This window comes from Streptomyces sp. NPDC001568 (assembly GCF_042893755.1).
Lineage (GTDB): Bacteria > Actinomycetota > Actinomycetes > Streptomycetales > Streptomycetaceae > Streptomyces.
Window position 1 is genome coordinate 188,239 of the sequence record NZ_JBIAVF010000010.1, and the last position, 26,906, is coordinate 215,144.

23 protein-coding genes are annotated in these 26,906 nt (G+C 73.0%); 18 read left to right on the plus strand and 5 right to left on the minus strand.

The features are described 5' to 3' along the window. The 3 genes from cbiQ (at position 1) to ACFY0I_RS20055 (ending at position 3,005) form a co-directional block, all read left to right on the plus strand. The gene (cbiQ, locus tag ACFY0I_RS20045; RefSeq protein ID WP_388897326.1) at positions 1-762 is read left to right on the plus strand and encodes a cobalt ECF transporter T component CbiQ; all 762 of its coding nucleotides are present in this window, start codon (positions 1-3) and stop codon (positions 760-762) included. A 121-nt stretch (positions 763-883) separates the two neighbouring features. After that, the gene (locus tag ACFY0I_RS20050) at positions 884-1,696 is read left to right on the plus strand and encodes an energy-coupling factor ABC transporter ATP-binding protein (RefSeq protein ID WP_388897329.1); all 813 of its coding nucleotides are present in this window, start codon (positions 884-886) and stop codon (positions 1,694-1,696) included. A gap of 121 nt (positions 1,697-1,817) precedes the next feature. Further along, positions 1,818-3,005, plus strand: a complete 1,188-nt coding sequence (locus ACFY0I_RS20055) for a serine hydrolase domain-containing protein (RefSeq protein ID WP_388897332.1) — start codon at positions 1,818-1,820, stop codon at positions 3,003-3,005. A gap of 77 nt (positions 3,006-3,082) precedes the next feature. Here the strand turns inward: ACFY0I_RS20055 and ACFY0I_RS20060 are convergent, their stop codons facing one another. Together ACFY0I_RS20060 and ACFY0I_RS20065 are read right to left on the minus strand one after the other, a co-directional pair. Then, on the minus strand, positions 3,083-4,723 hold the full coding sequence (locus ACFY0I_RS20060; RefSeq protein WP_388897335.1) for a penicillin-binding transpeptidase domain-containing protein: 1,641 nt from the start codon (positions 4,721-4,723) through the stop codon (positions 3,083-3,085). Between the two features lie 170 nt (positions 4,724-4,893). After that, positions 4,894-6,672: a dolichyl-phosphate-mannose--protein mannosyltransferase gene (locus ACFY0I_RS20065; RefSeq protein WP_388897337.1), complete on the minus strand. Its 1,779-nt coding sequence runs from the start codon at positions 6,670-6,672 to the stop codon at positions 4,894-4,896. 168 nt (positions 6,673-6,840) lie between these two features. On the opposite strand from ACFY0I_RS20065, the gene rsmI reads away from it, so the two are divergent. From rsmI to ACFY0I_RS20130, 13 genes are all read left to right on the plus strand, one after another. Beyond that, positions 6,841-7,734 (plus strand): 16S rRNA (cytidine(1402)-2'-O)-methyltransferase, encoded by an 894-nt coding sequence (rsmI, locus tag ACFY0I_RS20070; protein WP_388897340.1) that lies wholly within the window; start codon positions 6,841-6,843, stop codon positions 7,732-7,734. 160 nt (positions 7,735-7,894) lie between these two features. After that, complete coding sequence (locus ACFY0I_RS20075) at positions 7,895-8,419, plus strand: hypothetical protein (protein WP_388897342.1); 525 nt, start codon at positions 7,895-7,897, stop codon at positions 8,417-8,419. A 10-nt stretch (positions 8,420-8,429) separates the two neighbouring features. Further along, positions 8,430-9,335 (plus strand): TatD family hydrolase, encoded by a 906-nt coding sequence (locus ACFY0I_RS20080; RefSeq protein ID WP_388897345.1) that lies wholly within the window; start codon positions 8,430-8,432, stop codon positions 9,333-9,335. A gap of 759 nt (positions 9,336-10,094) precedes the next feature. Then, positions 10,095-11,324 carry a ubiquitin-like domain-containing protein gene (locus tag ACFY0I_RS20085; protein ID WP_388897632.1) on the plus strand — a complete coding sequence of 410 codons (1,230 nt, stop codon included), beginning with the start codon at positions 10,095-10,097 and terminating at the stop codon, positions 11,322-11,324. Next, positions 11,321-12,223 carry a 16S rRNA (adenine(1518)-N(6)/adenine(1519)-N(6))-dimethyltransferase RsmA gene (gene rsmA / locus ACFY0I_RS20090; RefSeq protein ID WP_388897348.1) on the plus strand — a complete coding sequence of 301 codons (903 nt, stop codon included), beginning with the start codon at positions 11,321-11,323 and terminating at the stop codon, positions 12,221-12,223. Before ACFY0I_RS20085 ends, rsmA begins: the two co-directional genes overlap by 4 nt. Beyond that, entirely contained in the window at positions 12,220-13,116 is an 897-nt protein-coding gene (locus ACFY0I_RS20095; RefSeq protein ID WP_388897351.1) for a 4-(cytidine 5'-diphospho)-2-C-methyl-D-erythritol kinase, read from the plus strand. Before rsmA ends, ACFY0I_RS20095 begins: the two co-directional genes overlap by 4 nt. A 110-nt stretch (positions 13,117-13,226) precedes the next feature. Next, positions 13,227-14,546 carry an acyltransferase gene (locus tag ACFY0I_RS20100; protein WP_388897354.1) on the plus strand — a complete coding sequence of 440 codons (1,320 nt, stop codon included), beginning with the start codon at positions 13,227-13,229 and terminating at the stop codon, positions 14,544-14,546. A 28-nt stretch (positions 14,547-14,574) separates the two neighbouring features. Continuing rightward, positions 14,575-16,371 (plus strand): ABC-F family ATP-binding cassette domain-containing protein, encoded by a 1,797-nt coding sequence (locus ACFY0I_RS20105; protein WP_281208804.1) that lies wholly within the window; start codon positions 14,575-14,577, stop codon positions 16,369-16,371. A gap of 163 nt (positions 16,372-16,534) precedes the next feature. Next, positions 16,535-18,169, plus strand: coding sequence for a PQQ-binding-like beta-propeller repeat protein (locus tag ACFY0I_RS20110; RefSeq protein ID WP_388897357.1), 1,635 nt, complete (start codon positions 16,535-16,537; stop codon positions 18,167-18,169). Between the two features lie 41 nt (positions 18,170-18,210). After that, positions 18,211-19,863: a PQQ-binding-like beta-propeller repeat protein gene (locus ACFY0I_RS20115; RefSeq protein ID WP_388897360.1), complete on the plus strand. Its 1,653-nt coding sequence runs from the start codon at positions 18,211-18,213 to the stop codon at positions 19,861-19,863. A 139-nt stretch (positions 19,864-20,002) separates the two neighbouring features. After that, positions 20,003-20,695: a response regulator transcription factor gene (locus ACFY0I_RS20120; RefSeq protein WP_388897635.1), complete on the plus strand. Its 693-nt coding sequence runs from the start codon at positions 20,003-20,005 to the stop codon at positions 20,693-20,695. 45 nt (positions 20,696-20,740) lie between these two features. After that, positions 20,741-21,754, plus strand: a complete 1,014-nt coding sequence (galE, locus tag ACFY0I_RS20125) for a UDP-glucose 4-epimerase GalE (RefSeq protein ID WP_388897363.1) — start codon at positions 20,741-20,743, stop codon at positions 21,752-21,754. A 499-nt stretch (positions 21,755-22,253) separates the two neighbouring features. Continuing rightward, positions 22,254-23,027 carry a LuxR C-terminal-related transcriptional regulator gene (locus ACFY0I_RS20130; protein WP_388897366.1) on the plus strand — a complete coding sequence of 258 codons (774 nt, stop codon included), beginning with the start codon at positions 22,254-22,256 and terminating at the stop codon, positions 23,025-23,027. On the opposite strand, the gene ACFY0I_RS20135 is transcribed toward ACFY0I_RS20130, so the two are convergent. Further along, positions 22,986-23,483, minus strand: coding sequence for a MarR family winged helix-turn-helix transcriptional regulator (locus ACFY0I_RS20135; protein WP_388897368.1), 498 nt, complete (start codon positions 23,481-23,483; stop codon positions 22,986-22,988). The genes ACFY0I_RS20130 and ACFY0I_RS20135 overlap by 42 nt on opposite strands. Positions 23,484-23,629: 146 nt before the next feature. Here ACFY0I_RS20135 and ACFY0I_RS20140 point away from each other — a divergent pair, with 146 nt between their 5' ends. Both ACFY0I_RS20140 and ACFY0I_RS20145 read left to right on the plus strand, forming a co-directional pair. Then, positions 23,630-24,520 carry a trans-aconitate 2-methyltransferase gene (locus ACFY0I_RS20140; protein ID WP_388897371.1) on the plus strand — a complete coding sequence of 297 codons (891 nt, stop codon included), beginning with the start codon at positions 23,630-23,632 and terminating at the stop codon, positions 24,518-24,520. Positions 24,521-24,522: 2 nt separating this feature from the next. Beyond that, positions 24,523-24,978, plus strand: coding sequence for a glyoxalase (locus ACFY0I_RS20145; protein ID WP_388897374.1), 456 nt, complete (start codon positions 24,523-24,525; stop codon positions 24,976-24,978). 131 nt (positions 24,979-25,109) lie between these two features. Here ACFY0I_RS20145 and ACFY0I_RS20150 read toward each other — a convergent pair whose 3' ends face one another. Further along, positions 25,110-25,784 carry a TetR family transcriptional regulator gene (locus ACFY0I_RS20150; RefSeq protein WP_281208796.1) on the minus strand — a complete coding sequence of 225 codons (675 nt, stop codon included), beginning with the start codon at positions 25,782-25,784 and terminating at the stop codon, positions 25,110-25,112. Further along, positions 25,781-26,776 carry an acyl-CoA desaturase gene (locus tag ACFY0I_RS20155; protein ID WP_388897376.1) on the minus strand — a complete coding sequence of 332 codons (996 nt, stop codon included), beginning with the start codon at positions 26,774-26,776 and terminating at the stop codon, positions 25,781-25,783. The genes ACFY0I_RS20150 and ACFY0I_RS20155 overlap by 4 nt, the downstream gene beginning before the upstream one ends. Positions 26,777-26,906: the final 130 nt, after the last annotated feature.

Sequence of the window (26,906 nt, forward strand, 5' to 3'; positions counted from 1 at the left end):
ATGGGGGCCGGGCACGCGCACAAGCTCTACCGGCACGGGCACTCGCCCGTCCACGCGCTGCCGCCGCACTGCAAGATCGCCGCGGTCTTCGCCTTCGTCGTGGTCGTCGTCTCGACGCCGCGCGAGGCCATGTGGGCCTTCGGTGCGTACGCCGTCCTGGTCGCCGCCGTCGCGGCGGCGGCCCGGATCCCGGCCGGATTCCTGCTGCGACGGCTGCTGATCGAGGTGCCGTTCGTGGCCTTCGCCGTCCTCATGCCCTTCGTGGCGGAGGGCGAGCGCGTGGAGGTGCTCGGCATGTCGCTGAGCGTCTCCGGGCTCTGGGGCGCCTGGAACGTCCTGGCCAAGGGCACCCTCGGCGTCGCCGCCTCCGTGGTCCTCGCCTCCACCACCGAACTGCGGTCCCTGCTGCTCGGCCTCCAGCGGCTGAGGCTGCCGCCGCTGCTCGTCCAGATCGCCTCGTTCATGATCCGCTACGGCGACGTCATCACCGGCGAGCTGCGGCGCATGTCCATCGCCCGCCGCTCCCGCGGTTTCGAGGCCCGCGGCATCCGGCACTGGGGCGTCCTCGCCAAGACCGCGGGCGCCCTGTTCATCCGCTCCTACGAACGGGGCGAGCGGGTCTACCTCGCGATGGTCAGCCGCGGCTACACCGGCTCCATGCCGGTGATCGACGAGGTGTCGGCCACCCGCGCCCAGTGGGCGTACGCGGCCGTGCTCCCGGCGGCGGCCCTCGCCGTGTGCCTGATGGGGTGGACGCTGTGACCGCGCGGGGTGGGGCGGGCGCCGTGACCCCCTCGGGTGCGGCGGGCGCCGTGACCCCCTCCTGCGGGGTGGGCGCCGTGGCCCCGGCCCGTGCGACGGGTACTCCGACCGCTCTGATGGGATGGACACCGTGACCGCTGCTTCCGCTTCCTCCGCCCCGTCCTCCCCAGCGGCCGTGCCCTCCCTGGAGGTGTCCGGTGTCGCGTACGCCTACCCCGACGGGCACCAGGCCCTCTTCGGGGTCGACCTCACCGTCGGGCACGGCGAGCGGGTCGCCCTGCTCGGGCCCAACGGCGCGGGCAAGACCACCCTGGTGCTGCACCTCAACGGCATCCTCGGCGGCGGCGTCGGCACGGTGACCGTGGCCGGCCTGCCGGTAGAGAAGCGGCACCTCGCCGAGATCCGCCGCCGGGTCGGGATCGTCTTCCAGGACCCCGACGACCAACTGTTCATGCCGACCGTCCGCGAGGACGTCGCCTTCGGCCCGGCCGCCGCCGGGATGCGCGGCGCCGAGTTGGAGACCCGGGTCCGCGAGGCCCTGGAGCAGGTCGGCATGGCGGCCTTCGCCGACCGGCCGCCGCACCACCTGTCCTTCGGCCAGCGCCGCCGGGTGGCGGTGGCGACCGTGCTGGCCATGCGTCCGGAGATCCTCGTCCTCGACGAGCCCTCCTCCAACCTCGACCCGGCCTCCCGCCGCGAACTGGCCGACATCCTGCGCTCCCTGGACGTCACCGTCCTGATGGTCACCCACGACCTGCCCTACGCGCTGGAGCTGTGCCCCCGCGCGGTCATCCTCAGCGAGGGCGTCATCGCGGCGGACGGCCCGACCCGCGACCTGCTCTGCGACGAGGAGCTCATGGGCGCGCACCGCCTGGAGCTCCCCTTCGGCTTCGACCCCCGCGCCACCGCCGGCCCGGGCCGCCGACCCCGCTGAGCCCGGGCCCCGCGCCCGCCGGCCGGGCGGGAAGCAGGACCGGCCGGGCGGCGTTGCATCCTGGTGGGCGGCTCCGCACGGGGGGCGTCGGAGCAGGCGAGCAGCGCGCGAGGAGTCGGCCGTGGAGGTCCAGGGGACGGTGGCGGAGGGCTTCGAGGCCGTCCGGGAAGCGTTCGTACGAAACTTCGAGGCCCGGGGGGACCGCGGCGCGGCCGTCGCCGTGTACCGGGACGGCCGACGGGTCGTCGACCTGTGGGCCGGCTCCCAGGACGCCGACGGGGCGCCCGCCGAAGGAACCGACGCCGAGGCCCCCGGGGCGTGGCGGGCCGGCACCGCCCAGGTGGTCAGGTCCGCCACCAAGGGCGTCGCGGCGGCCGTCCCGCTGCTGCTGCACCAGCGGGGTCTGCTGGACCTGGAGGCGCCGGTCGGGGCGTACTGGCCGGAGTTCAAGGCGGGCGGCAAGGAACACGTACGGGTCCGGGACCTGCTCGCCCACCGCGCGGGCGTACCGGCGCTCGACCGGGGCCTGACCCCGGCGGAGGCGGTCGACGGGGTGTCCGGGCCGCGCGCCGTCGCCGCGCAGGCCGCCCTGTGGGAGCCGGGCACCGCGCACGGCTACCACGCCCAGACCTACAGCTGGCTGCTGTCGGAGCTGGTGCTGCGCGTCACCGGCGCCTCCTTGGGGAGCTGGCTCGCGGAGCAGGTCACCGGGCCGCTGGGGCTGGACTTCTGGATCGGCCTGCCGGACGCCGAGGCGGGCCGGGTGGGTCGCGTGGCCCCCGTGGACGCGCCGGAGCGCGCGGGCGCGCTGAAGGTCCGCCCCCGCAGGAACGTTTCCGAGGCCTGGGCCGACCCGGACTCCCTCACCCGGCGCGCCTTCGCCGCGATCGACCCGCTGCCCGACGAGAACGCCCCCGCCTACCGGGCGGCGGAGCTCCCGGCCTCCGCCGGCATCGGCACCGCCCGGGCGCTGGCCGGGTTCTACGCGGCGCTGATCGGCGACACCCAGGACGGCGCCCGCCTCTTCGCCCCCGGGACCACCGCGCTCGCCGGGACGGAGCTCTCCGCCGGGGCGGACCGGGTCCTGGTCGTCAACACCCGCTTCGGCCCCGGCTACATGCTGCACGGCCCGGCCTCACCGCTGCTGTCCCCGGCCTCCTTCGGCCACCCCGGACGCGGCGGATCACTGGCGTTCGCGGACCCGGAGGCGGGCATCGGCTTCGGCTACGTCACCAACGGCCTGGCCAAGTCCGTCACCGCCGACCCGCGCGCGCAGGCCCTCGTACGGGCGGTGGGGGCGAGCTTGTAGGGGCGACCGCCGGTGACGGGCCCGGGGCCCGGGTCCGCGTCACCCGGGTCCGCGTCATGGGTTCGAGGGGGCGGACGTCAGGAGTTGAGGACCCCGGCGACGATCCGGCCCGCCGAGTCGCCGCCGTGGCCACCGCCCTCGACCATCGCGGCGGCGGCCAGGTCGCCGCTGAAGCCGGTGAACCAGCTGTCCGGGCTGCTCGCGCCGTCGACCTCCGCCGAGCCGGTCTTCGCGCCCTTGTCGGAGCCCCGGACCGAGGCCATCGCCGCGGCCGCGGTGCCGCCGGGGGCGGCCGTCTGCTTCATCATGCTGACCAACTGCCCCGAGACGCCGGGCCGGAGCGGCCGCGAGGCCGTGGCCAGGGTGCGCCCGTCCAGGGACGCCTTGACGACCACCGGCTGACGGAACACCCCGGTCCGGGCCGTGGCGGTGATCGAGGCGAGGTTCAACGGGTTCATCTGGATCGTGCCCTGGCCGATGTACTCCGCGGCTGCCGCGGCGCCCGAGGTCACCGGGACGGACCCGTCCTGGGTGACGACGCCCGCCTTCCAGTCCAGGCCGATGCCGAAGACGTCCTTGGCCTCGCGCGGGAGCGCGCCGTTGTCGTCCACCTGGTCGATCAGGCCGATGAAGGCGGTGTTGCAGGACCGGGCGAAACTCGTGGAGAACGGCTTGCCCTGGAGGCTGAAGCCGTCGAGGTTGCGGAAGGACTTGCCCTCCCACGACACGGTCGGCGCGCACTCCGCCGGCTTGTCCGCCGCCACCAGGCCCTTCTCCAGCAGCATCGCCGCCGTCACGATCTTCATCGTCGAGCCGGGCGCGCGACGGCCCTGGAGCGCCGCGTCGAAACCGTCCTTGCGGTGGTTGGCGACGGCCAGGATGTCGCCGGTGCTCGGCTTGAGCGCGACGACCGACGCCTCGGCGTACGAGGTCACGGCCTTCTCCGCGGCGGCCTGCACGTCGGCGTCCAGCACCGTCCGGATCTCCCCGGGCTTGCCCTCCACCAGGGTCAGCAGGGTCCGCTTCGGGGCGTCCGCGGCGGTCGGCTCGATCCACAGCTCGACGCCGGGGGTGCCGCCCGTCTTCTCCCCGTACGACGTGCGGAGCTGGTCCAGCACCGTGCGCAGCGAGGGGTACAGCTCGGCCGTCAGCTCCTTGCCGTTGCGGTCGACGGCCTTGACCGGCGGGCTCGACGGGGTGCCGGCGCGCAGCGCCTCGCCCTTCTGGAGCTGCGGGTGAACCACCGATTCCTGCCAGTCGACGAGCGGCTTGCCGCTGCTGACGCCGCGTACGACGGTCAATTGGGAGTCGTAGACGAGGGGCTTGGTCGAGCCCTGGTACGTGACCTCCGCCTCGACCTTGAAGGGCACGGTGGTGCCGTTCGGGGTGCCGGGGGTGATCACCGTCCTGGAGACGTACGCCTTGGTCCGGTAGCCGGCGACGGCCGTCTGCGCGGCCGGGGCGTTGTTGGTCAGCTCGGCCGCCGTGCGGTCGTCGCCGGCCGCCCACGCGGCGAGGAAGGCCTTCGCGGTGGCGGCGGCGTCCTTCTCCGCGACGGGTCCGCTCCCCTTGGGCGCGGGGGCGGCCTTGCCGGCGACCTCGGAGCCCTTGTCGCTCCCGCTCTCGTCCGCCACCAGGGTGTAGGCGCCGTATCCCGCCCCGCCGATCATCGCGAGGAACACCCCGCCGATGATGACGCCCTTTCCTGCCCCGTTCATCCTTCGTCCTCCCCCGTGACCACAGTTCTCTGAACATGTTCAAAGAACCCCTGGTGCGGACCTTACTCTGCGCGAGCGGGCGGGGTGCGTGTTGTTACCCGACCGGAACATCGGGCCGGGGGACGCGAGGGGCCCGGCACCGTGCGGTGCCGGGCCCCTCGTTCGTGCCGCTAGATCCAGGTGTCCAGCCACATCCTGTTGCGCCAGGAGTCCATCGGGAGGGTCTGGCCCGTGTAGATGGGCCAGAAGTAGATGAAGTTCCAGACGATCAGCAGGACCAGGACGCCCGCGCCGATCGCGCCGAGCGTGCGGCGGCGTTCCGTGGAGCCCGCCGGGCCCAGTAGGGCGCCGATCATCATGGCCACGGCCAGGCACAGGTACGGGACGAAGACGACCGCGTAGAAGTAGAAGATCGTCCGCTCCTGGTAGTTGAACCAGGGCAGCAGGCCGGCGGCCAGCGCGCACGCGATGGCGCCCGCCCGCCAGTCGCGGCGGAAGAACCACCGCCACAGCACGTACAGCAGCGCGAAGCAGCCCGCCCACCACAGCAGCGGCGTGCCCAGCGCCAGGACCTCGCGGGCGCACTTGCCGGCCTCCGTCGCCGGGCAGCCGTCGGTGCCGGGGTCGGGGGACTCGTAGAAGTAGGAGACGGGCCGGCCCAGGACCAGCCAGCTCCACGGGTTGGACTCGTAGGTGTGGCCGGAGGTCAGGCCGACGTGGAACTTGTAGACCTCCGTCTCGTAGTGCCACATGCTGCGCAGCCACTCCGGCAGGAAGGACAGCGAGCTGCCCCGGTCGTTCTTGGCGGCCCAGTCCCGGAAGTAGCCGCCCTTGCCGTTGTCGGGGGAGAGGATCCAGCCCAACCAGGTCATCAGGTAGACGCCGATCGCCACCGGGACCGTCGATACGAAGGCCGGCAGCGCGTCGCGGCGCAGCATCGACGCGTACGGGGAGCCCGCGCCGGCGGTGCGGCGCGCGGCCGCGTCCCACACGACGGTGAGGATTCCGAAGAACGCCAGCACCACGAGGCCGTTCCACTTGGTGCCGAACGCCAGGCCGAGACAGACGCCCGCCAGGATCCGGTACGGGCGCAGTCCCAGCCGCAGCGTCTCGGCGATCTTGAGATCGGGCCGGGTACGGCCCTCCTCGTCCACCGGTAGGGCCGCCGCGAGCCGGGCCCGCGCCCGGTCCCGGTCGATGAGCAGCGCTCCGAAGGCCGCCAGCACGAAGAACATCAGCACCAGGTCGAGGAGCGCGGTACGGCTCATCACGAGGTGCAGGCCGTCCACGGCGAGCAGGGTGCCCGCCAGGCAGCCGAGGAAGGTCGAGCGGAAGAGGCGGCGGCCGATCCGGCACAGCATCAGCACCGACAGGGTGCCGAGCACCGCCGTCATGAACCGCCAGCCGAACGGGTCGAAGCCGAACATCCACTCGCCGAGGCCGATCACCCATTTGCCGACGGGCGGGTGCACGACGTAGCCGGGATCCGTGGGCAGCGGGACGCCGTCGGGATTGGCGAGGATCGCCTTGTCGATGTCCTTCGGCCAACTGGCCTCGTAACCCTGCCGGATCGTGGCCCAGGCGTCCTTGGCGTAGTACGTCTCGTCGAATATCACCGCCTTCGGGCTGCCGAGGTGCGTGAACCGCAGCACCCCCGCCACCAGCGTCACCAGCAACGGACCGACCCAGGCCATGACCCGCTGCCAAGTCTCCGTCGCCGACGGCGCGACGCCGAGCGCCGTCCACAACTGCGCGGACGGGCGGGCGTACGGGGGCACGAGCCGCGTGCGGACGTCGGCGCGCGCCCCGCCCGGGGCGGTGCGCGGCACGTATCCGAAGCCGCGCAGGCGGCGCAGCCAGACGGGCGGTCCCTGTTCGAGGTCGCGGTCGCCCGTCGGCTCGGGCGGGGCCCCCGCGGGGCTGGGCGGCGGCGTCGCGGTACTGGTCACCGGGTCATCGTAGGGAACGCCCCTGTGCACACCCCAGCCCCCACAGGCGCGGCTCCGCCCGAACCCACCCGAAACTCCCGTCCCGCGCACACCGATCGCTGCCCCGTACGCGGTCCCCGCCGCCGTCCGCGCCCCGGAGGCCGGGGGACCCAATGAGAGGATGGTGCGGTGACTGATCAGCCCCGTTCTGCCGATGCCCCCTCCTCCGCAGGCGTCCTCGTCCTCGCCGGTACGCCCATCGGGGACCTCGCCGATGCCCCGCCACGGCTGGGCGCCGAGCTGGAGCGGGCCGATGTGATCGCCGCCGAGGACACGCGGCGGCTGCGCCGCCTGACGCAGGGCCTCGGCGTGCACACCACCGGGCGGGTGCTCTCGTACTTCGAGGGCAACGAATCCGCCCGCACCCCGGAGCTGGTGGAGGCGCTGGAGGCCGGCAAGCGGGTGCTGCTGGTCACGGACGCGGGGATGCCGTCGGTGTCCGACCCCGGCTACCGGCTGGTGGCCGCGGCCGTGGAGAAGGACATCAAGGTGACGGCCGTGCCCGGGCCGTCCGCCGTGCTCACCGCGCTGGCCCTGTCGGGGCTGCCGGTGGACCGGTTCTGCTTCGAGGGCTTCCTGCCGCGCAAGGCCGGCGAACGGCTGGGCAAGCTCCGCGAGGTGGAGGGCGAGCGGCGCACGCTCGTCTACTTCGAGGCGCCGCACCGACTGGACGACAGCCTGGCGGCCATGGCGGAGGTGTTCGGCGCGGACCGGCGGGCGGCCGTGTGCCGCGAGCTGACGAAGACGTACGAGGAGGTCAAGCGCGGCGGGCTCGGCGCGCTGGCCCTCTGGGCGGCGGAAGGCGTGCGCGGGGAGATCACGATCGTGGTCGAGGGCGCCCCGGCGGCGACTCCCGGTGACGTGGACGCCGAGGAGCTCGTGCGTCGCGTGCGGGTGCGCGAGGAGGCCGGGGAGCGCCGCAAGGAGGCCATCGCGGCGGTCGCGGCAGAGGTCGGCGTACCCAAGCGCGAGGTGTTCGACGCGGTGGTGGCGGCAAAGAACGCGGCACAAAAGGTGCCGTAAGTCGGTAAAGAGCTAACCTGAAAGGCAAAGCTCAGACCGCGCACCGGGCGCTTGGGGCATGAGTCGCCCAAGGACCGTCCAACACTCGACAGGGCCTGATGCGCTCCCGCCCGAAGAGGCGTCCACTGGCAGTGGCACCAGTGGAACAAGAGGAGCTGGCATGAGTGAGATCGCAGACACCCCGGCACCCGCCCCCGCCCCCGTGCACGTCCCGGTCGCACCGACCGTGCCGACCGTGCACGAGGCGTACTCCTTCGCCTGCATGAAGTGCGGATACGGCTGGGAGCAGGCCTACGAGATAGAGCACCACGTCGACGGCAGGGGCGAGGCGTTCATCGTCTACCGGGCGAACAGCGAGCGGGTGCCCTCGCCGCTGTCCAACCCGACCTGCTTGAACTGCGACGGCCACGTCGTACGGATCATGCGGGAGGGCCAGGTCTCCTCGGTGACCGGGATGCTCGACAAGCTCTACCACCACCCCGTCGCCCCCGGCATCGCCGGACCGGTTCCGGCGGGCGCGTCCCTGCCGCGCACGCCCCGCCCGCGCAAGGCGAGGCCGCCGAAGGGGGCGCCGGCCGCGAGGGGGACGCAGCCGGCGCACGACGCGCCCGGGCCCGTCGCCGTGGACCCCGAGGAGGGGCGCGGCCTGTTCGCCCGGCTGATGGGGTTGTTCCGCCGGTCATAGGATCGGCCCCATGAGCCCCAGCCCTTCCTCCTCCTCCGCCACCGCCAAGGACGCCAAGGACACCCCGCCTCCGCTGCCCGAACCGCTCCGGGTGGCGGTGGCGGATTCGCACACCCACCTCGACATGCAGTCCGGCACGGTCGAGGAGGGCCTCGCGAAGGCCGCCTCGGTGGGCGTGACCACCGTCGTGCAGGTGGGGTGCGACGTGAAGGGCTCCCGTTGGGCCGCCGAGACTGCGGCCGCGTACCCGAACGTCCACGCGGCGGTGGCCCTGCACCCGAACGAAGCCCCCCGGATCGTCCACGGGGACCCGGACGGCTGGTCCCGCCGGGGCGCCCGGCCCGGCGGCGGCGACGCGGCCCTGGACGACGCCCTCGGCGAGATCGAGGCGCTGGCCGCGCTGGACCACGTGAAGGCGGTCGGTGAGACCGGCCTCGACTTCTTCCGCACCGGTCCCGAGGGGATGGCGGCGCAGGAGCGTTCCTTCCGGGCCCACATCGAGATCGCGAAGCGGACGGGCAAGGCGCTGGTCATCCACGACCGCGACGCCCACGCGGACGTGCTGCGCGTGCTGCGGGAGGAGGGCGCGCCCGAGCGGACGGTCTTCCACTGCTACTCGGGGGACGCCGAGATGGCCCGCGCGTGCGCGGCCGCCGGCTACTACATGTCCTTCGCCGGGACCGTCACCTTCAAGAACGCCGCGCCGCTGCGCGAAGCCCTCGCGGTGGCCCCGCTGGAACTCGTGCTGGTGGAGACGGACGCCCCGTTCCTCACCCCGGCGCCGTACCGCGGTCGGCCCAACGCGCCGTACCTCATTCCGCTGACGGTACGGGCGATGGCCGCGGTCCGCGGCCTCGACGAGGACGCCATGGCGACGGCTCTGGCCGCGAACACGGCCCGCGCCTTCGGGTACTGACGCGTGGGCACGGCCGTACTGGCGCGCGGGCACGGCCGCTCCCGCTCGTCCCACCCCCGGCTCGTCCCACCTCGCCCGCTCGCCCCACCCCCTCACGTCGCACGCCCGTTCGTCCGACACGCTGGGTAGTCGAACGGCTTTGAAGCGTGACGCCCGCTCCGGCTAGGGTGCGCTGCCCCGACCAGCAGGGGCCGGACCAGTGGAGCGAGCGACGTGAGCGAAACACAGGGCAGTCACCGCCGTGTCTCCTGGCCGGGGACCGAGCCGGACGCCGATCCGATGCCGGCCCCGGACCTCGCCCTCGACCCCGAACTCGACCTCCCCCTCGACCCCGAGCTCGACTTCGCCCCCGACCGGGACCCGGACCCCGAGCTCGACCTCGCCTCCGCGCTCGGCCTCGTCGCCGACGGCGGCCCCGACGGCGGCGTCCCGGCCCCCCGGGGCGAAGGCCGCCGGGGGTCGCGGCGGCGGGGTGCGCCGACCGCCGCCACCCCCGGGACCGGCCTGCGCCCCACCGGCCGCCGCCGCGCGGCGGATCCGGTGCCGCCGCCCCCGCTGCCGGATCCGCAGGCGCAGGCCCCGTCGGTCGGGCGCGCCGCCGGTCGGCGCCGTGCGGGGGACCCGGTGCCGCCGCCCCCGCTGCCGGGCCCCGACGCCGGGGCGCCGGCCGCCGGGCGCCGTCGCGCCGCGGATCCCGGGCCGGAGCCCGACGTCCCCGAGACCCGTCGGCCCACCGGCCGCCGCCGGGCGGCGGATCCGGTGCCGCCGCCCCCGCTCCCGGGCCCGGACGCCCCGGACTCCGGGCGCCGGCGGGCCTCCGTCCCGGCCCAGGGCGGCGGTGGTCGCGGCGGGTCCGGGCAGCGGGCCGCAGCCCGCGGTCGGCGGGGCGCGGCGGCCCGCGCCGGCTGGCGGAGCATCGTCCCGCAGGCCCTCGTCGTGGCCGTCCTGGCGGGCGGCACCACCGCCTTCGTCGCCGCCGACAAATCGGTCCGGCTCACCGTGGACGGAGTGCCCCGCAGCCTCCACACCTTCGCCGGGAGCGTCGACGCCCTGCTCGCCGCCGAAGGCCTCGGCGTCGGCCCCCACGACCTGGTGGCCCCCGCACGCGGCTCCGACCTCGCCGACGGCGAGGAGATCGTCGTCCGCTACGGCCGCCCCCTGGAACTGACCCTCGACGGCCGCACCCGCCGGCTGTGGACCACCGCCCGCACCGTCGAGAGCGCCCTGCGCCAGCTCGGCGTCCGCGTCGAGGGCGCCTTCCTCACGTTGCCCCGCACCGCCGGCGTCCCGCGCGCCGGCCTGACCCTCGGCGTGCGCACGGAACGCGGCGTCACCTTCATGGCCGACGGCCGCGAACGCACCATCCGCACCAACGCCGCGACCGTTCAGGAGGCCTTGGACCAGGCCGGCATCACCCTCGGCGGCCAGGACACCACCTCGGTCCCGCCCGGCGCGTTCCCCCGTGACGGTCAGGTCGTCACCGTGCTGCGCATCACCGGCACCCGCGAGGTCCGCGAGGAACGCATCCCCTTCACGACCGAGCGGGTCGAGGACGGGGACCTGTTCGCCGGGACCGAGGTCGTCGAACGGGCCGGGCGGCCCGGCGCCCGCCGGGTCACGTACAGCCTGCGGACCGTCAACGGGGTCCGGCAGCAGCCCCGCAGGATCGCCGAGGAGGTCGTCCGCGAGCCCGTCGGCCAACTCGTGAAGGTCGGTACGAAGCGGCTGCCGAACTCCGTCGCCGGCGCCGATGGCCTGGACTGGGGCGCGCTGGCCCAGTGCGAATCCGGCGGCCGGGCCTCGGCCACCGACCCCTCGGGGACCTACGGCGGCCTCTACCAGTTCGACGTGCGCACCTGGCAGGGCCTCGGCGGCAGCGGCCGCCCGCAGGATGCTTCGGGCTCGGAGCAGACGTACCGGGCCAAGAAGCTCTACGTGCAGCGGGGGGCGAGTCCGTGGCCGCACTGCGGCCGTAGGCTTTACCGGTGAGCACCGCAGAGCAGCAGCCCCACGAGACCCCTTCCGACGCCCTCCTCGGGCCGGCCGACATCCGGGAACTGGCCGCCGTACTCGGCGTACGGCCGACGAAGCAGAAGGGCCAGAACTTCGTCATCGACGCCAACACGGTCCGCCGCATCGTCCGCACCGCGGAGGTGCGCCCGGACGACGTGGTCGTCGAGGTCGGTCCGGGACTCGGCTCGCTGACGCTCGCGCTGCTGGAGGCCGCCGACCGGGTCGTCGCCGTCGAGATCGACGACGTCCTGGCCGCCGCCCTGCCCGCCACCATCGAGGCCCGGATGCCCGCGAGGCAGGACCGCTTCGCGCTCGTCCACTCCGACGCCATGCTGGTCAAGGAGCTGCCCGGCCCGCCGCCGACCGCGCTCGTCGCGAACCTGCCCTACAACGTGGCCGTTCCGGTGCTGCTGACCATGCTGGACCGGTTCCCGACCATCGAGCGGACCCTCGTCATGGTCCAGGCCGAGGTCGCCGACCGGCTCGCCGCCGAGCCCGGCAACAAGGTGTACGGCGTGCCCTCCGTCAAGGCCAACTGGTACGCGCACGTCAAGCGCGCCGGGTCCATCGGCCGCAAGGTGTTCTGGCCCGCCCCGAACGTCGACTCCGGTCTGGTCTCGCTGGTGCGCCGCACCGAGCCGATCCGGACCACCGCGTCCAAGGCCGAGGTCTTCGCGGTCGTCGACGCCGCCTTCGCGCAGCGCCGCAAGACCCTGCGTGCCGCCCTGGCCGGCTGGGCCGGTTCGGCCGCGGGCGCCGAGGCGGCGCTCGTCGCCGCCGGGATCTCCCCGCAGGCGCGCGGCGAGTCCCTCACGGTCGAGGAGTTCGCGGCGATCGCCGAGCACAAGCCCGCCGCGGAGAGGCCCGCCCTGTGAGCGTGACCGTACGGGTCCCCGCGAAGGTCAACGTGCAGCTCGGGGTGGGCGCCGCCCGCCCCGACGGCTTCCACCCCCTCGCGACCGTCTTCCTCGCCGTCTCCCTGTTCGACGAGGTCACGGCCACCCCCGCCGCGGAACTGACCGTCACCTGCGAAGGCCCCGACGCCGACCAGGTGCCCCTGGACCGCACCAACCTCGCCGCCCGGGCCGCCGAGGTCCTCGCGGCGCGGGCCGGCGTCGAGCCGGCCGTCCACCTCCACATCGCGAAGAACATCCCCGTCGCCGGCGGCATGGCGGGCGGCAGCGCCGACGGGGCGGCCGCGCTGCTGGCCTGCGACACCCTGTGGGGGCTGGACACCCCGCGCACGGAACTCCTCGACCTGTGCGCCGAACTGGGCAGCGACGTCCCCTTCAGCCTGCTCGGCGGCGCCGCCCTCGGGACCGGCCGCGGCGAGCTGCTCACCCCGGTCGACGCGGGCTCCTTCCACTGGGTGTTCGCGGTGGCCGACGGGGGCCTGTCCACCCCGGCCGTGTTCCGCGAGTTCGACCGGCTGACCGCGGGCACCACCGTCCCGGAGCCGGAGGCCTCCCCGGCACTTCTCGCGGCCCTCGCGTCCGGGGACCCCGACCGGCTGGCGCCCGCCCTGTCCAACGGCCTCCAGGCCGCCTCGCTGTCGCTGCGCCCGGCGCTGGCCGACACCTTCGCGGCGGGCATCGGAGCCGGCGCGCTGGCCGCGCTGGTCTCCGGCTCCGGCCCGACGACCGCCTTCCTGGTCCGGGACGAGGAGGGCGCCGCCAAGGTCGCCGCCGCGCTGGAGGCCTCCGGCACCTGCCGCACCACCCGCACCGCGTCGGGCCCCGTCCCCGGCGCCACGGTCCTGCCGGCCTGACCGGGTCTGCCGGCCCGACCGTGCCCGGCGGTCGGGAGGCCGCGGTACCCAGCGCGATCTGAGTATCCGTACCCTGTCGCCGCGGCCGCCCCGCCGCGACCGTGGTGGACATGACAGCCACCGCACGCGACCTGGCCGCCGCGACCCCCGCGACCAGGGACCGCTACGTCGATCTGCTCCGGGTCGCCTCGCTCGGCACGGTCGTACTCGGCCACTGGCTGATGGCGGCCGTCGCCGGCGACGGCATCGGGAACCTGCTCGCCCTCGTGCCCCCGCTCCAGGTGCTCACCTGGGGGCTCCAGATCATGCCGGTGTTCTTCTTCGTCGGTGGGTTCGCGCACGCCCTCTCGTACCGTTCCCTCGCCCGCAGGGCCGACGGGCCGCTGTACGCCGCCTTCCTGCGGGCCCGCCTCCAGCGGCTGCTGCGGCCCACCCTCGTCTTCGTCCTGGTGTGGACCGCTCTCGCGCTGGCCGTCCAGCTCGCCGGGCTCGACGGCGGCCGGCTGACCGGCGCCGCGCTGCGGCTGGTCACGCAGCCGCTGTGGTTCATCGGGATCTACCTCGCGATGGTCGCCCTCACCCCGCCCCTGCTGAAGCTCCACGAGCGCCACGGCTGGGCCGTCTTCGCCGGGCTCGCGGGGGCGGCCGCACTGGTGGACGTCCTGCGCTTCGCGCTCGGCGTCCCGTACGTGGAGTTCCTGAACTTCGCCTTCGTGTGGCTGGCCGTGCACCAACTCGGCTTCCTGCGCGCCGACGGGCGCATCACCCGGCCGGCCGCCCTGGCCGCCGCCGGGCTCGCCGGGGCCGTCCTGCTCGTCGCGGTCGGCCCGTACCCGCTGTCCATGGTCGGGATGCCCGGCGAGAAGGTGTCCAACATGGCCCCGCCCACCCTGGCCCTGCTCTGCCACGGCCTGTGGCTCGTCGGCGCCGTCCAGCTGCTCGCCCGGCCCGCCGCGGCCTGGTTGGAGCGGCCCCGCGTCTGGCGGCGGGTCGTCACCGCCAACGGCGTCGCCATGACCGCGTTCCTGTGGCACCTCACCGCCATGCTCGGCGTGTACGCCGCCCAGCTCGCCCTCGGCCTCGCGCTGCCCGAGCCGGCCACCGCCGCCTGGTGGGCGCAGGTCCCGCCCCGGATCCTGCTCGCGGCCCTGGTGACGGCCCTGCTCGTCGCCTGCTTCCGCCGCTTCGAGGCCCCCGTACCGGCCGCGCCGACGCCGGGGAGCGGGCCCGTCGCCGCCGTCGGGATCACCCTCGGCCTGCTCGGGATCCTCGGCCTCTCCATGACCGGCCTCGGCGGAATCCTGGACGGCCACAGCGCCACCCTGATCGCCCTGCCGCTGACCGCGCCCGCCGCCATCGGCATGGCCCTCGCGGGCGCCCTTTTGGTGGATCGGTCGGGGTCGGCCCGGAGGGTTAGGCTGGGGGGCTGATCCACACCCCTTCCCTGGAGCGCGTCTGATGGCCGTCAATCTGGTCAATGTCGAGGCAGTCAGCAAGGTGTACGGCACCCGTACCCTGCTCGACGGCATCTCCCTCGGCGTGTCCGAGGGGGACCGGATCGGTGTCGTCGGCCGCAACGGCGACGGCAAGACCACCCTCATCCGGATGCTCGCCAAGCTGGAGGAACCCGACACCGGCCGGGTCACCCAGAACAGCGGCCTGCGCATGGGCGTCCTCACCCAGCACGACTCGCTCGACCCCTCCGCCACCATTCGGCACGAGATCATCCGCGACATGGCCGACCACGAGTGGGCCGGCAACGCGAAGATCCGCGACGTGCTCACCGGCCTCTTCGGCGGACTCGACCTGCCCGGCTTCGGCCAAGGCCTCGACACCGTCATCGGCCCGCTCTCCGGCGGCGAGCGGCGCCGCATCGCGCTCGCCCAGCTGCTCATCGCCGACCAGGACCTCCTCGTCCTCGACGAGCCCACCAACCACCTCGACGTCGAGGGCATCTCCTGGTTGGCCAAGCACCTCCAGGAACGCCGATCCGCGCTCGTCTGCGTCACCCACGACCGCTGGTTCCTCGACCAGGTCTGCACCCGCATGTGGGACGTCCAGCGCGGTGACGTCCACGAGTACGAGGGCGGCTACAGCGACTACGTCTTCGCCCGCGCCGAGCGCGACCGGATCGCCGCCACCGAGGAGTCCAAGCGGCAGAACCTCATGCGCAAGGAGCTGGCCTGGCTGCGCCGCGGCGCCCCCGCCCGGACCTCCAAGCCGCGCTACCGCATCGAGGCCGCCAACGAGCTCATCGCCGACGTGCCGCCGCCGCGCGACACCTCCGAGCTGATGAAGTTCGCCAACGCCCGCCTCGGCAAGACGGTCTTCGACCTGGAGGACGTGACCGTCCAGGCCGGCCCCAAGACCCTCCTCAAGCACCTCACCTGGCACCTCGGCCCCGGCGACCGCGTCGGCCTCGTCGGCGTCAACGGCGCCGGCAAGACCTCGCTGCTGCGCGCGCTGGCCGAGGCCGCCCGCACCCAGGGCGACGTCCAGCCCGCCGCGGGCAAGGTCAGCGTCGGCAAGACGGTCAAGCTGGCCTACCTGTCCCAGGAGGTCGGGGAGCTCGACCCCTCGCTGCGCGTGCTCGAAGCCGTCCAGCGGGTGCGCGACCGCGTCGACCTCGGCAAGGGTCGCGAGATGACCGCGGGCCAGCTGTGCGAGCAGTTCGGCTTCACCAAGGAGAAGCAGTGGACCCCGGTCGGGGACCTGTCCGGTGGTGAGCGGCGTCGGCTGCAGATCCTGCGGCTGCTGATGGACGAGCCCAACGTCCTCTTCCTCGACGAGCCCACCAACGACCTCGACATCGAGACCCTGACCCAGCTGGAGGACCTCCTCGACGGCTGGCCGGGCTCGATGATCGTGATCTCCCACGACCGGTTCTTCATCGAGCGCACCACGGACACGGTGATGGCGCTGCTGGGCGACGCCTCCCTGCGGATGCTGCCGCGCGGACTCGACGAGTACCTGGAGCGCCGGCAGCGGATGATCGAGGCCGCCGCCCCGGCGGCCCCGGCGCCCGCCGCGAAGTCGTCCGCCTCGGGGGACTCGCGCGCCGCGAAGAAGGAGCTGCAGAAGATCGAGCGGCAGCTCAACAAGATGTCCGACCGCGAGTCGAACCTGCACGCGCAGATCGCCGAGAACTCCACGGACTACGACAAGGTCGCCAAGCTCGACGCCGAGCTCAGGGAACTGATTTCCGAGCGCGACGAGTTGGAGATGCGCTGGCTGGAACTGGCCGAAGACGCCTGATTCCGGACAGATTTGAACATGATCCGGTCGGATAACGGCTACGTCACGGGCCGGTCCTCCCTTGGGAACAGGGGTCGGACCGGCCCGTCGCGTGTCGGCCACGAGTGATAGAAAGGGTCGTTCTACCGACCGACTTACCGCCTGACGCCGAAGGTATGCGCTGATGACCGAGCCGCCCCAGCCGCCGAACCAGCCGCCGTCACCTTCCGGTTACGGCCACCTGCCGGGCCCGCCGCAGCCGGGGTACGGGTTCCCGCCGCAGGGGCCCAATCCGTACGCCCAGCAGCCGCCGACCGTCCCGCAGCCGCCCGTGCAGAACGGCGGCTACGGATTCCCGCCGCCGCCGCAGGGCATGCCGCCGGTCCCGCCGCCGCCCGGGCGCAACAAGGCCATGGTCCTGATCGCCGCCGCGGTCGCCGGGGTGCTCGTACTCGGCGCCGGCGGATACTTCCTCCTCGCCGGCGACGGCGACGACAAGGCCGCCAAGGAGCCCGTCGCCCAGAGCCCCGCGCCCGGCGACGACAAGCCCTCCCCCTCGGCCTCCGTGGACAAGGGCGACGGCAACGGCGCCGGCGGCTCCTACCCGACCGACCTCAACTCCGGACGCAAGACCGGCGAGGACCGGGCCCTGTGGCTCAACACGGTCAAGATGGAGGGCCCCGGCGCCGGCATCCCGACGCAGGGCCAGTGGGTGGTCGGGGACGCCGTCATCAAGACGGTCGACAAGTCCGTCGTGGCCTACGCGGTGGCCGACGGCAAGGAGAAGTGGAAGCTCGACCTCCGTACGGAGATCTGCGGCCTCACCGGTCAGACCACCCCCGACGGCAGGACCGTCATGGTGGTCAAGAACGACGACGACTCCAACTGCAACCAGATGAAGCTCGTCGACCTCAAGGGCGGCAAGGAGCTCTGGAGCAAGGAAGTCGTCATGGAGGGTCTCTTCAAGACCGCCACCGACACCACGGTCACCTTCACCGGGGACAGCGTCGCCATCGGCTGGATGGGCGGCCAGAGCGTCCACCGCCTGAGCACCGGCGACAAGCTCTTCTCCGACGCCGGCCCCGAGGGCTGCAAGCCCTCGGACTACGCCGCGGGCAACGGCAGGATGATCGCCGTCGCCACGTGCCTGGACGCCGACAAGACCGTCGAGATCCAGGACGCCGACCCGAACACCGGCAAGAAGACCTGGTCCTACAAGCTCCCCAAGGGCTTCCAGGTCAAGGCCGTCTACTCCGTCAGCCCGACCGTGATCGACGCCCAGAACCGCGATACCAAGCAGCGCGGCATCATCGTCCTCGACGACAAGGGACAGAAGCGCAACTCGCTCTCCGGCGACGGCAACTTCGTGATCAACTGCGGCGGCAGCAGCACTAGCGAGGGCCTCCAGAACTGCGGGAACTCCGTCGTCGACGGGGACACCATCTACCTGGGCACCGGGGCGGAACTGGACACCGCGAGCGCCGAGATCGTCGCGTTCGACCTCAACACCGGCAAGGTCAAGTGGCGCACCAAGGCCGGCGACAAGAAGACCTTCGTCCCGCTCAAGGCCGCGGGCGGCCAGCTGACCGCCTACCGCACGGGCGCCGGTCTCGACGAGCCGGGCGAGATCGTGTCCCTGCCGGCCGGCAGCGGGACGCCCAAGGTGCTCCTGAAGCTTCCCTCGGGCCCCGCCGCGAAGATCGAGGGCTCCTTCATGTTCGCCAAGACCGCCTACGAGGACGGTCGCTTCTTCCTCTCCGTCACCCGGCTGGTCGGCGACGGCAAGGACGAGAAGCTCCTGATGGCCTTCGGCAAGTGAACGAGTCCACCGAGCCGCCCACCGAGAGGCAGTAGCACGCCATGAGTACCCCGCCGCCCCCGCAGCAACCCCCGTCGGGAGGCTTCGGCGCACCCCGGTCGGTCCCGCCGCCCCCGCCGATGCCCCCCACCGTCCCGCAGCAGCCGGCCCAGCAGCCGGGCTACGGGTACCCCCAGCAGCAGCCCGGCTACGGCTACCCGCAGCAGCCGGCCACCGTCCAGTCCCCGGCGCGGCCCGCCGCGGCCGGCGGCAACGTCGTCCGCACCCAGCTGATGATCGTCGGCGCCGCGCTGGTGGCGATGGCGCTCATCATCGGCGGCGGCTTCTGGTACGTCTCCGGTGACGGCGACGGCGGTGGCGCCCCCACCGCGGACGGCGGCACCCCCAGCGGCTCGCCCGACGCCAAGGCCCCCGCGGCCCCGGGCGGCACCGAGAAGGTCCCGACCAACACCAAGTCGAAGACGCTGCTCAACGTGCCGAGCCCGCAGCCCGCCGACAGCGTCTCCGTCGACGGCTCCTGGCTGACCGACTCCACCTACGTCAAGTCCGACGTGGCGAAGGTCATCGGCTACAACCTGGTCGACGGCGGCAAGAAGTGGGAGCTCCCGCTCCCCGCCCACGTCTGCGGCGCGACCAAGCACGTCAGCGACAACAAGTCGGCGATCCTCTTCCAGGAGGCCCTGCCGACCGAGGACAAGAAGTACCCGCAGTGCAACCAGGTCGGCGTCATCGACCTGAACACCGGCAAGCTGCTGTGGTCCGGCTCCGCCAAGTCCTCCACCGGCGGCGACAGGCCCGTCGCCTTCAGCGAGGTCACCATCAGCGGCCAGACCGTCGCCGCCGGCGGCCTCAGCGGCGGCGCGGCCTGGAACCTCGCCGACGGCAAGTCCCTGTGGACGCCCAAGGTCGACGCCGAGAGCTGCTACGACCTCGGCTACGCGGGCGGCGAGGCCCTCGCGGTCCTGCGCAAGTGCGGCCGGATCCCCAACCAGAGCCTGACCGCCCAGATCCTCGACCCGGTCACCGGGGCGCCGAAGTCCTCGTACAAGCTGTCCCCGGGCATCGAGTGGGCCGGCATCATCTCCACGAAGCCGCTCATCGTCGCCGCGGACGTCGGTGACACCGCCAAGAACGCCACCGGTGTCAGCGACCTCTTCGTCGTCGACGACGCGGGCCAGCTCAAGAGCCGCATCTCGCTCGCCGCCGGCACCTGGGCGCCCGAGTGCCCCGCCACCGAGGTCGAGCAGTGCTCGAAGATGGTCGTCGGCAACGGCAAGGTCTACCTGCCGACCTACGAGCACCAGGGCTCGGGATCCTCCGTCGGCCGCACCAACGAGCTCGTCTCCTTCGACCTGCAGACCGGCAAGCCCACCACCGACCGGGCCGACGCGGGCGAGAGCTACACGATCACCCCGCTGCGCATGGACGGCTCGAACGTCATCGCCTACAAGTCGCCCCCGTACAACAAGGGCGGCCAGATCGTCAGCATCGACAGCAAGACCATGAAGGAAACCGTCCTCATGGAGAACCCGCCGGAGAAGACGGGCCAGCGCGCCGAAGCCCAGTTCTCCGCGGACCACTCCGAGTTCCGCTACCACAACGGCAAGTTCTTCATCTCCCGCACGACGGTCCGCAAGCCGTACTCGGAGAAGAGCGACCCGGAGTACCTCTTCGTCTCCTTCACCGCGAGCTGACCCCGGCGGCCCGCCGCACAGCACGCCCCGCAGCCCCCGGAAGGTCCGCCCTTCCGGGGGCTTCTGCGCGGTATCGGGCACGTCCCGTCGAACAAGCGTGTAGCTTGCCGGGTCAGAAGGATCTGGGGTGGGAGCCTTAATGGGCGTACGGGTCATGGTGGTCGACGAACACCGGCTACTGGCCGAGGCGCTCGCCTCGGCCCTCAAACTGCGCGGGCACCGGGTGCTCGCGGCCGCCGCGCCGACGGCCGGAGCCGCCGAGCTGGTCATCGGCCGCGCCCCGGAGGTCTGCCTGTTCGGCACCGCCACCCCCGCCGCCCCCGGGATCTTCGAACCCGTCGCCCGGATCAAGCGAGAGCGCCCGCAGATCGCCGTGGTCGTCCTGGGGCCGGTGCCCAGCCCGCGCGGCATCGCCGCCGCCTTCGCCGCCGGGGCCTCGGGATACGTACGCCACGACGAGCGCATCGAGGGAGTGGAACGCGCCCTGGCCAAGGCCCGGGCCGGCGAGCCGGCGATCGCCCCGCAGCTGTTGCAGGGGGCCTTCGCCGAACTGCTCAACCCCGCCGCCCAGCCCGACGACGAGGGCAGCCGGCTGCTGCGCCTGCTCACCCCGCGCGAGGTGGAGGTGCTGGTCCGGGTCGCCGAGGGCGAGGACACCCGGCTCATCGCCGCGGGCATGGCCATCGCGCCGAGCACGGCCCGCACCCACGTCCAGCGGGTGCTGATGAAACTGGGCGTGGGATCACGGCTGGAGGCGGCCGCACTGGCCGCGCGCACCGGCCTGCTCGACCGGGCCGTGCTGCCCGCGGGGCCGGGAACCGTCGCGGGATGAGCCGTCCCGTCGGGTGACGATTTCCCCGGGAGCGCGGAATCCGGTATGCCAGATACCAGCACGCGCGTACGCGTGCGTCCGCGAGAGCTTGGAGTGCGAGTGAGTAAGTACCTGGTCACCGGTGGCGCCGGATACGTGGGCGGCGTCGTCGCGGCCCACCTCCTGGAAGCCGGCCACGAGGTAACCGTCCTCGACAACTTCTCCACCGGCTTCGGTGCGGGAGTCCCGGCCGGAGCGACCCTGATCGACGGCCGGATCCAGGACGCCGCCGACCACCTGGACGCCTCCTACGACGCGGTCCTGCACTTCGCGGCCTCCTCGCAGGTCGGCGAGTCCGTCGTCAATCCCGGCAAGTACTGGGACAACAACGTCGGCGGCACCCGGGCCCTGCTCGACGCGATGCGCGGGGCCGGCGTCCGCAAGCTCATCTTCTCCTCGACCGCCGCGACCTACGGCGAGCCGGCCGACGGTCCGCTCACCGAGGACTCGGTGACCGCGCCGACCAACCCCTACGGTGCCTCCAAGCTGGCCGTCGACCACATGATCGCGGGGGAGTGCACGGCGCACGGCCTCGCGGCGGTCTCGCTGCGCTACTTCAACGTGGCCGGCGCCTACCGGGAGTTCGGCGAGCGGCACGACCCCGAGACCCACCTGATCCCGCTGGTCCTCCAGGTCGCCCTGGGCGAGCGCGAGGCGATCTCGATCTTCGGCGAGGACTACCCGACCCCGGACGGCACCTGCGTACGCGACTACATCCACGTCGCCGACCTCGCGGACGCCCACCTGGCGGCGCTGGAGACGGCGGCCGAGGGCGAGCACCTGATCTGCAACCTGGGCAACGGCAACGGCTTCTCGGTCCGCGAGGTGATCGAGACCGTCCGCAAGGTCACCGGCCGGGAGATCCCCGAGACCGTCGCCGCCCGCCGCGCCGGCGACCCGGCGGTGCTCGTCGCTTCCGCGGAGGCGGCGCGCGTACGCCTCGGCTGGACCCCGACCCGCTCGGACCTCACCAACATCGTGACGGACGCCTGGAACTTCGCCCGCGAACAGCGTTCCTGACGCGGACGCCGCAGCCGGCTCACGCCGGTCGGCTCCGCGCGACACGTTCATCCCACGCCCCCCGCACCCGACCGGTGCGGGGGGCGTGCGCGTGCGCGGCGAGCGCGGTCGACGGGCGCTCTGCGCGGGCGCCCGGCGCGCGTACGCCGGGTGAAAGGCCCCTCGTGCAACTGCCGATGGCACACTCCGGTCGGGAAATCAGCTTCCGGGCCTCCCGGACCGTCCAAATCAAGCCACCGCAACTCCCCTGCGGGACCGCTCCACCCGAAAATCGCTCGAAAAACTTCTGCTATTCGGCCAACCGCGAGACGGTGCCGGGCCTACGCTGAGGCGTGACACCGGTGGGGGCCGGTGTTGATTCAGGGGTCGAGACACGCCGGGTACGGCGTCCGGTCCGGGGTAGTGCACAGAAGTCACGGCGGCGGCTGCGACGGCCTGTGGACCTCCTGGTCCGGGCGTCGTACCCGCAGTCGTCCGTTCCCCGACCCTTGGGGGTTTTGTGGTTCGCATCCGGGTTCTGGTGGTCGACGACCACCGCATCTTCGCCGAGTCCCTCGCGGCCGCGCTCGCGGCCGAGCCGGACGTGGACGTGTCCGCGGCCGGCAGCGGTCCCGCGGCCGCGCGCTGCCTCGAACGCGCGGCGGCGGAAGGCCGCCGCTTCGACGTCCTGCTCGTCGACGCCGACCTCGGCGCCGTCGCCGGGACCGTGCCCGCCCAGCGGGAACCGGGCTCCGGGCCACCGCCCGGCCCGGACGGGATCGCCCTGGTCGCCGGGGTGCGCGTCGCCCATCCCGGGGTCCACACCGTGGTCCTCGCCGAACGGGACGACCCCCGCCGGGCCGCCCTGGCCCTGCAGGCGGGCGCCTCCGGGTGGGTGGCGAAGGACTGTTCCCTGTCCCGTTTGCTCGCCGTCATCCGGGGGGTGCTGCGCGAGGAGACCCACCTGCCGCCCGCGCTGCTCACCGGGGTGCTGCGGGAACTCACCGCAGCCCGCAAGCACCGTACGGACAGCGAACGGCTCGTCGAGTCCCTCACCCCGCGGGAGCACGAGGTGCTGCGCTGCATGGTGGCGGGGTTGGGCCGCAAGGACGTGGCGGCCAGGCTGTTCCTGTCCCCGCACACCGTCCGCACCCACATGCAGAACGTGCTGGGCAAGCTGGGCGTGCACTCCACCCTGGCGGCCGTGGCCCTGGCCAGGCGGGCGGGCGTACGGCCCGCCGAACTGGCGGGTCTACCCGGGGATGTTGTCGAACGGAGCGGTCAACTGGCGTAGCAGTCCGGCGAGGTCGCCGCGCTGCACCGTCGAGAGCTGGGCCAGGATCGCCCGTTCCTGGGCCAGCAGACCCGCGAGGGACTGGTCGGCGCGGTCGCGCCCCTCCGGCGTCAGCCGGACCAGCACGCCCCGACGGTCGTTGGGGTCGGGAAGCCGTTCGACGAGGCCCTTCTTGGCGAGCCGGTCGATGCGGTTGGTCATGGTGCCCGAGGTGACGAGCGTCTGGGTCAGGAGTTGCCCGGGTGACAGCTGGTAGGGCGCGCCGGCGCGCCGCAGCGAGGTCAGCACGTCGAACTCCCACGGTTCCAGCCCGTGCTCGGCGAAGGCCAGCCTGCGGGCGCGGTCGAGGTGGCGCGCGAGCCGGCTGACACGGCTGAGCACCTCAAGCGGTTCCACGTCGAGGTCAGGGCGCTCTCGCCGCCATGCCGCGACCAGTCGGTCGACCTCGTCCTCCATGCCGATCAGTGTAAGGGGTCTGTCGACATGAAGTCTCTTGAGTTCAAGAATCTTGACATCGAGATATATTCTGGCCGACCATGGGGCATGGAGGTGGCCGGAACGGCTTCCGCTTCCATTCGCCCCACCAGTAGGGAGGCTCGAACATGCATTCCGATATCGCGCCGGCCGTGCGCCCCCCGGCCCAGGACGGTTCCACCCCGTCCGCACCCACCTGGGACCCCCAGCAGTACCTCCGGCACGCGGGACACCGAACCCGCCCCTTCCTCGACCTGCTGACCCGGATATCCGAGCTGCCCACGCCGTCCGCGACGTCCGACGAGAGCCCCGGCCCGCGCATCGCGGACCTCGGCTGCGGCCCCGGCAACGTCACCGCCCTGCTCGCGGAGCGCTGGCCCGAGGCCCGGATCACCGGCTTCGACCTGTCGCCCGAGATGCTCGCCCGCGCCACGGCGGAGTACGCCGGGCCCACCGCGGGCGGCGGCCGGCTCGACTTCCGGCACGGCGACATCGCCGACTGGATGCCCGAGGAGACGTACGACCTGATCGTTTCCAACGCCGCCCTGCAGTGGGTGCCCAGCCATCCCGGGTCCTTCGCGCCCTGGATCCACGGGCTGCGGCCCGGCGGCACCTTCGCCTTCCAGATCCCCGGCAACTTCGGCGCCCCCAGCCACCGACTGTTGGCGGAGCTCTGCGACACCCCGCGCTGGCACTCCCGGCTCGCCGGGCACGGCGCACGCTACGTACACCTCCTCGAACCCGCCGAGTACCTCGCCCGATTCACCGAGCTCGGGTGCGCCGTCGACGTGTGGGAGACCACCTACCACCAGCTGTTGCAAGGCCCCGACCCCGTGCTCGACTGGGTCAAGGGCACGGCCCTGCGGCCCGTCCTGACCGCCCTCGGCGACGACCGGGAGGCCGTCGAGACCTTCCTCGCCGAGTACCGCGAGGCGCTGCGCGAGGCCTACCCGCCCGGCCCCCGCGGCACCGTCTTCCCCTTCCGACGCATCTTCGCCATCGCCCGCAAGGAGGCCTGAGCGTGCTGACGGGCGTCGATCACGTGCAACTGGCGGCGCCACCCGGTTCGGAGGACGCGCTGCGCGCCTACTACACGGGCGTTCTCGGCATGCGGGAGCTGTCCAAACCGCCCGTGCTCGCCGCCCGGGGCGGCTGCTGGTTCGCCGTCGGCGCGGTCCAACTGCACCTCGGCGTGGAGGAGGACTTCCGTCCCGCCCGCAAGGCGCACCCCGGGCTCAGGGTGCGCGGCATCGAGGAGTACGCGCGCGGGCTCCAGGAACGCGGGGCGCGGGTCGTGTGGGACGGCGACCTGCCGGGCCACAAGCGCTTCTACTCCGAGGACCCGGTCGGCAACCGGCTGGAGTTCCTGGAGCCGTACGTCCCGGACGTCCCGGTGCCGGACGCGCACGGTTCGGCCGCGCACGGTTTTGACGCGCACGGTCCGGGCGGGTGCGGCCCCGGCGGGCGCCGCCCGTAGGGAGCCCGACGCGACGGCGCCCCGCCACCGGATCTCCGGTGACGGGGCGCCGTCGCGTCGTCCGCGGTGCGGACCGTGAGGTCCGCGGCCGGGTTCCGGTGGCTCGGTCCCCGCCGCCCGGTCCCCGCCGCTCAGCTCTTGCGGTGTCCCACCAGCCGGGGCCTGGCCTCCAGGTTCTCCAGTCCGTGCCAGGACAGGTTCACCAGGTGCGCGGCGACCTCGGCCTTCTTCGGCTGCCGGGTCTCCAGCCACCACTGGCCGGTCAGCGCCACCATGCCGACCAGCGCCTGCGCGTACAGCGGCGCCAGCTTCGGATCGAACCCGCGGGCCTTGAACTCCAGCCCCAGGATGTCCTCGACCTGTGTGGCGATGTCACTGATCAGCGACGCGAAGGTGCCCGTCGACTGGGCCACGGGAGAATCCCGGACCAGGATCCGGAAGCCGTCCGTATAACTCTCGATGTAGTCGAGCAGGGCGAACGCGGCCTGTTCCAGGAGTTCCCGCGGGTGCCCCGCCGTCAGGGCCCCCGTCACCCCGTCCAGCAGTTGCCGCATCTCGCGGTCGACCACCACCGCGTACAGGCCCTCCTTGCCGCCGAAGTGCTCGTACACCACCGGCTTGGACACCCCGGCCTTGGCCGCGATCTCCTCCACCGACGTGCCCTCGAAGCCCTTCTCGGCGAACAGGGTGCGGCCGATGTCCAGCAGTTGCTGACGCCTTTCGGCGCCCGTCATCCGGACCCGGCGGCCTCGCCGGGGCTTGTCGCTGCTGGAACTGCTGCCGTCGATCGCCACGTCCCCCATCATGCCGGGTTCGTCATCTTTTCCTGGCGCCGGGCGGCGATCCGGTCGGCCGACGGCCAGCGCACGTCCGACGCCCATCCCAGCTGCTCGAACCAGCGGATCAGCCGCGCGCTCGAATCGACCTGCCCGCGCAGCACGCCGTGTCGGGCCGACGTCGGGTCGGCGTGGTGCAGGTTGTGCCAGGACTCCCCGCACGACAGCACCGCCAGCCACCACACGTTGCCGCTGCGGTCCCGGGACTTGAACGGCCGCTTGCCCACCGCGTGGCAGATCGAGTTGATCGACCAGGTCACGTGGTGCAGCAGCGCCACGCGCACCAGGGAGCCCCAGAAGAACGCGGTGAACGCGCCCCACCAGGACATCGTCACCAGACCGCCCACCAGCGGCGGGATCGCCAGCGAGAACATCGTCCAGTACACGAAGTCGCGCGAGATCCGGCGGATCGCCGGGTCCTTGATCAGGTCGGGGGCGTACTTCTGCTGGTCGGTCTGCTCCTCGTCGAAGAGCCACCCGATGTGCGCCCACCACAGGCCCTTCATCAGGGCCGGCAGCGTCTCGCCGAACCGCCACGGCGAATGCGGGTCGCCCTCGTGGTCGGAGTACTTGTGGTGCTTGCGGTGGTCGGCGACCCAGCGCACCAGCGGCCCCTCCACCGCCATCGACCCCATGATCGCCAGGGCGATCCGCAGCGGCCGCTTCGCCTTGAAGGAACCGTGCGTGAAGTACCGGTGGAAGCCGATGGTGATGCCGTGGCAGGCCAGGAAGTACATGAACACCATCAGGCCGACGTCCAGCCAGCTCACCCCCCAGCCCCAGGCCAGCGGGATCGCCGCCAGCAGCGCGACGAAGGGGACGGTGATGAACAGCAGCAGAGCGATCTGCTCGATGGACCGCTTGTTCTCGCCGCCGAGGGTGGCGGAGGGCTCGGACGCGGGATCGCCACCGCGCACGGAGGACGACGCCGCGTCCTCGATCAGATCCGGACTGGTGGTCATGGGGGTTCCCCCGGGGGTGAGGAGTCGGCAGGCGCCGGGCGCGGACCTACGGGTCCGTAACCTACGGCGTCGTAAGTATGGCAAAGGTCCCGGATCCGGCAAGAGGAGCACGCCCGTGACCTTGCCGACC

Bases quoted from the DNA above. Each gene is read 5' to 3' on its own strand.
- cbiQ (WP_388897326.1), top strand. From the start codon at position 1: ATGGGGGCCGGGCACGCGCACAAGCTCTACCGGCACGGGCACTCGCCC.
- ACFY0I_RS20050 (WP_388897329.1), top strand. From the start codon at position 884: ATGGACACCGTGACCGCTGCTTCCGCTTCCTCCGCCCCGTCCTCCCCA.
- ACFY0I_RS20060 (WP_388897335.1), bottom strand. From the start codon at position 4,723: ATGAACGGGGCAGGAAAGGGCGTCATCATCGGCGGGGTGTTCCTCGCG.
- ACFY0I_RS20075 (WP_388897342.1), top strand. From the start codon at position 7,895: ATGAGTGAGATCGCAGACACCCCGGCACCCGCCCCCGCCCCCGTGCAC.
- ACFY0I_RS20080 (WP_388897345.1), top strand. From the start codon at position 8,430: ATGAGCCCCAGCCCTTCCTCCTCCTCCGCCACCGCCAAGGACGCCAAG.
- ACFY0I_RS20100 (WP_388897354.1), top strand. From the start codon at position 13,227: ATGACAGCCACCGCACGCGACCTGGCCGCCGCGACCCCCGCGACCAGG.
- ACFY0I_RS20105 (WP_281208804.1), top strand. From the start codon at position 14,575: ATGGCCGTCAATCTGGTCAATGTCGAGGCAGTCAGCAAGGTGTACGGC.
- ACFY0I_RS20110 (WP_388897357.1), top strand. From the start codon at position 16,535: ATGACCGAGCCGCCCCAGCCGCCGAACCAGCCGCCGTCACCTTCCGGT.
- ACFY0I_RS20115 (WP_388897360.1), top strand. From the start codon at position 18,211: ATGAGTACCCCGCCGCCCCCGCAGCAACCCCCGTCGGGAGGCTTCGGC.
- ACFY0I_RS20120 (WP_388897635.1), top strand. From the start codon at position 20,003: ATGGGCGTACGGGTCATGGTGGTCGACGAACACCGGCTACTGGCCGAG.
- galE (WP_388897363.1), top strand. From the start codon at position 20,741: ATGCCAGATACCAGCACGCGCGTACGCGTGCGTCCGCGAGAGCTTGGA.
- ACFY0I_RS20135 (WP_388897368.1), bottom strand. From the start codon at position 23,483: ATGGAGGACGAGGTCGACCGACTGGTCGCGGCATGGCGGCGAGAGCGC.
- ACFY0I_RS20140 (WP_388897371.1), top strand. From the start codon at position 23,630: ATGCATTCCGATATCGCGCCGGCCGTGCGCCCCCCGGCCCAGGACGGT.
- ACFY0I_RS20150 (WP_281208796.1), bottom strand. From the start codon at position 25,784: ATGATGGGGGACGTGGCGATCGACGGCAGCAGTTCCAGCAGCGACAAG.
- ACFY0I_RS20155 (WP_388897376.1), bottom strand. From the start codon at position 26,776: ATGACCACCAGTCCGGATCTGATCGAGGACGCGGCGTCGTCCTCCGTG.